Annotated in this window: 1 rRNA gene; it reads right to left on the bottom strand. The window is 57.0% G+C overall.

Annotated elements, in window-relative coordinates:
• Positions 1–3,114, bottom strand: a 23S ribosomal RNA gene (locus BI06_RS55505).
• Positions 3,115–3,155: the final 41 nt, after the last annotated feature.

Genomic DNA, 3,155 nt, shown 5'->3' with positions numbered 1-3,155 from the left:
GCCCTCGGCCTATTAGTACCGGTCAACTCCACCCCTCACAGGGCTTCCATATCCGGCCTATCAACCCAGTCGTCTACTGGGAGCCTTACCCTCTCAAGGAGGTGGGAGTGCTCATCTCGAAGCAGGCTTCCCGCTTAGATGCTTTCAGCGGTTATCCCTCCCGAACGTAGCCAACCAGCCATGCCCTTGGCAGGACAACTGGCACACCAGAGGTTCGTCCGTCCCGGTCCTCTCGTACTAGGGACAGCCCTTCTCAACACTCCTACGCGCACAGCGGATAGGGACCGAACTGTCTCACGACGTTCTAAACCCAGCTCGCGTACCGCTTTAATGGGCGAACAGCCCAACCCTTGGGACCTACTCCAGCCCCAGGATGCGACGAGCCGACATCGAGGTGCCAAACCATCCCGTCGATATGGACTCTTGGGGAAGATCAGCCTGTTATCCCCGGGGTACCTTTTATCCGTTGAGCGACGGCGCTTCCACAAGCCACCGCCGGATCACTAGTCCCGACTTTCGTCCCTGCTCGACCCGTCAGTCTCACAGTCAAGCTCCCTTGTGCACTTACACTCAACACCTGATTGCCAACCAGGCTGAGGGAACCTTTGGGCGCCTCCGTTACTCTTTAGGAGGCAACCGCCCCAGTTAAACTACCCACCAGACACTGTCCCTGATCCGGATCACGGACCCAGGTTAGACATCCAGCACGACCAGAGTGGTATTTCAACGACGACTCCACCATGACTGGCGTCACGGCTTCAAAGTCTCCCACCTATCCTACACAAGCCGAACCGAACACCAATATCAAGCTATAGTAAAGGTCCCGGGGTCTTTCCGTCCTGCTGCGCGAAACGAGCATCTTTACTCGTAATGCAATTTCACCGGGCCTATGGTTGAGACAGTCGAGAAGTCGTTACGCCATTCGTGCAGGTCGGAACTTACCCGACAAGGAATTTCGCTACCTTAGGATGGTTATAGTTACCACCGCCGTTTACTGGCGCTTAAGTTCTCAGCTTCGCCCCGACGAATCAGAGCTAACCGGTCCCCTTAACGTTCCAGCACCGGGCAGGCGTCAGTCCGTATACATCGCCTTACGGCTTCGCACGGACCTGTGTTTTTAGTAAACAGTCGCTTCTCGCTGGTCTCTGCGGCCACCCCCAGCTCTGGCAGCAAGTGCCGTCACCAGGAATGGCCCCCCTTCTCCCGAAGTTACGGGGGCATTTTGCCGAGTTCCTTAACCATAGTTCACCCGAACGCCTCGGTATTCTCTACCTGACCACCTGAGTCGGTTTGGGGTACGGGCCGCCATGAAACTCGCTAGAGGCTTTTCTCGACAGCATAGGATCATCCACTTCACCACAATCGGCTCGGCATCAGGTCTCAGGCTATTGTTGTGCGGATTTGCCTACACAACGCCCTACACCCTTACCCCGGGACAACCACCGCCCGGGCTGGACTACCTTCCTGCGTCACCCCATCGCTCACCTAGTACAGACTTGGTTCAGCGGCTCCACCACGTCCCTTTGTCCGAAGACTCCGGGCCGGCTTCACGGCCTTAGCATCACCTGGTTCAGCGTTGGCGCTTCAAAGCGGGTACGGGAATATCAACCCGTTGTCCATCGACTACGCCTGTCGGCCTCGCCTTAGGTCCCGACTTACCCTGGGCAGATCAGCTTGACCCAGGAACCCTTGGTCAATCGGCGCAAGAGTTTCCCACTCTTGTATCGCTACTCATGCCTGCATTCTCACTCGTGTACCGTCCACGACTGGTTTCCACCGCCGCTTCACCCGGCACACGACGCTCCCCTACCCATCACAGCAGGCGTTGGCCCTATATGCTGCAATGACACGACTTCGGTGATGTGCTTGAGCCCCGCTACATTGTCGGCGCGGAATCACTTGACCAGTGAGCTATTACGCACTCTTTCAAGGGTGGCTGCTTCTAAGCCAACCTCCTGGTTGTCTCTGCGACTCCACATCCTTTCCCACTTAGCACACGCTTAGGGACCTTAGTCGGTGTTCTGGGCTGTTTCCCTCTCGACCATGGAGCTTATCCCCCACAGTCTCACTGCCACGCTCTCACTTACCGGCATTCGGAGTTTGGCTAAGGTCAGTAACCCGGTGAGGCCCATCGCCTATCCAGTGCTCTACCTCCGGCAAGAAACACGTGACGCTGCACCTAAATGCATTTCGGGGAGAACCAGCTATCACGGAGTTTGATTGGCCTTTCACCCCTAACCACAGGTCATCCCCCAGGTTTTCAACCCTGGTGGGTTCGGTCCTCCACGAAGTCTTACCTCCGCTTCAACCTGCCCATGGCTAGATCACTCCGCTTCGGGTCTTGGGCATGCAACTGTATCGCCCTATTCGGACTCGCTTTCGCTACGGCTACCCCACACGGGTTAACCTCGCTACACACCGCAAACTCGCAGGCTCATTCTTCAAAAGGCACGCAGTCACGAGACACACAGCAAGCTGCATGTCCGACGCTCCCACGGCTTGTAGGCACACGGTTTCAGGTACTATTTCACTCCGCTCCCGCGGTACTTTTCACCATTCCCTCACGGTACTATCCGCTATCGGTCACCAGGGAATATTTAGGCTTAGCGGGTGGTCCCGCCAGATTCACACGGGATTTCTCGGGCCCCGTGCTACTTGGGAGTTCTTCAAACGAGCCGTACAGATTTCGCCTACGGGGGTCTTACCCTCTACGCCGGACCTTTCGCATGTCCTTCGACTATCCATACGGTTTCTGACTCGCCGACCGGCCGGCAGACCGGTCAAGAAAAATCCCACGACCCCACAAGCGCAACCCCTGCCGGGTCTCACACGCTCATGGTTTAGCCTCATCCGGTTTCGCTCGCCACTACTCCCGGAATCACGGTTGTTTTCTCTTCCTGCGGGTACTGAGATGTTTCACTTCCCCGCGTTCCCTCCACATACCCTATGTGTTCAGGTATGGGTGACAGCCCATGACGACTGCCGGGTTTCCCCATTCGGAAACCCCCGGATCAAAGCCTGGTTGACGGCTCCCCGGGGACTATCGTGGCCTCCCACGTCCTTCATCGGTTCCTGGTGCCAAGGCATCCACCGTGCGCCCTTAAAAACTTGGCCACAGATGCTCGCGTCCACTGTGCAGTTCTCAAACAACGACC

This window comes from Kitasatospora sp. MBT66 (assembly GCF_000710405.2).
Classification (GTDB): Bacteria; Actinomycetota; Actinomycetes; order Streptomycetales; family Streptomycetaceae; genus Kitasatospora; species Kitasatospora purpeofusca.
Note: the sequence above shows the minus strand (reverse complement) of the source record. Positions and strands in the feature narration are given on the sequence as shown.